The sequence below is a fragment of the Inquilinus limosus MP06 genome, from assembly GCF_000767795.1.
Lineage (GTDB): Bacteria > Pseudomonadota > Alphaproteobacteria > DSM-16000 > Inquilinaceae > Inquilinus > Inquilinus limosus_E.
In genome coordinates this window covers 1-953 of the sequence record NZ_JANX01001070.1, presented here as the reverse complement: position 1 = coordinate 953, position 953 = coordinate 1, and the positions used below count along the sequence as shown (strand labels likewise).

Annotated in this window: 1 protein-coding gene; it reads right to left on the bottom strand. The window is 73.3% G+C overall.

Annotation, left to right across the window (positions count from 1 at the left end; genetic code table 11):
• The coding region (locus tag P409_RS35240) for an aspartate aminotransferase family protein (protein WP_034849764.1) at positions 1–879 on the bottom strand (879 nt) is incomplete at its 3' end.
• Positions 880–953: the final 74 nt, after the last annotated feature.

Genomic DNA, 953 nt, shown 5'->3' with positions numbered 1-953 from the left:
GTAGCGGGTGCGCCGGCCGAACTCGGCCAGCACCTCCGGCCGCGCCGCCATGCCGGCGATCGGGTGGCCGTCGCCCATCGGCTTGCCCATGGTGACCATGTCGGGCACGAAGCCGTGCCGGGCGAAGCCCCACATGCCGCCGGTGCGGCCGAAACCGGGCTGCACCTCGTCGGCGATCACCAGCCCGCCCGCCGCCCGCATCGCCGCCGCGGCCGGGGCCAGGAAGCCGGGCGGGTCGGCGAAGACGCCGTCGCTGGAGAAGATGGTGTCGACCAGCAGCGCCGCCGGCACGATGCCGGCCTGCCGCATGTCCTCGATCGCCGCGGTCACCCTCGCGCCGAAGGCCGCGCCGACGTCAGCATCGCCACGATAGGCATCCGGCGCCGCGACAAGGCGGACGTGGTCGCCGACCCGCACCGCGCTGCCGAGCGAGGGCGACATCTCCGCCAGCGCCACGGTGACGCCGTGATAGGCCCAATCGGTGACGATCACGCCGGTGCCGCCGGTGACGGCGCGCGCCACCCGCAGCGCCAGGTCGTTGGCCTCGCTGCCGGTGCAGGTGAACATCACATGGCCGATCTCCGGCGGGAAGGTCGTCAGGAGACGCTCGGCATAGTCGAGCACGCCCTCCGACAGATAACGGGTGTGGGTGTTCAGCACCGCCGCCTGCCGCGCCAGGGCGGCGACGACATGCGGATGGCAATGTCCGACCGAGGCGACATTGTTGTAAGCGTCGAGATAGCGCTCGCCATCGGCGCCGTGCAGCCAGACGCCCTCGCCGCGCACGACATGCAGCGGCTCGTCGTAGAACAGGCGATAGGCCGGCCCCAGCAGCCGGTCGCGGCGGGCGCGCAAAGCGGCGGTGCGGTCGTCAGCCATGGCTGTCCCCTCGGCAGATCCGGTGCAGGCGGTCGGCGGCGGCCTGGCGGTCGAGGCCGGCGAGGCGGCGCAGC